The 226-nt window shown below is 38.1% G+C and carries 1 protein-coding gene; it reads left to right on the plus strand.

Going from position 1 to position 226, the window contains the following annotated elements; genetic code table 11:
* On the plus strand, window positions 1–226 hold a 226-nt coding region (locus tag ACVC3Y_RS00065), incomplete at both ends, for a hypothetical protein (RefSeq protein WP_452225708.1).

Consider the following 226-nt stretch of genomic DNA (forward strand, 5'->3'; position numbering starts at 1 on the left):
TGCAGATGCTGTATTTGATGTAACTTCCGATTATGTATTTACAAACCTTACTTCTACTTGTGGAGCTGGTGGTACTATTACTGTAATCTATACGGTATCGGATGATTGTGATAATGAAACTACACTGACTGCGACACTTACCCTTGAAGATTCTATCGGTCCAGACCTTACTGCTTGTACGGTTGTAGATGAAACTATAGAATGTAATGGAACAGATAATGAAACC

Source organism: Lacinutrix cladophorae, assembly GCF_053604645.1.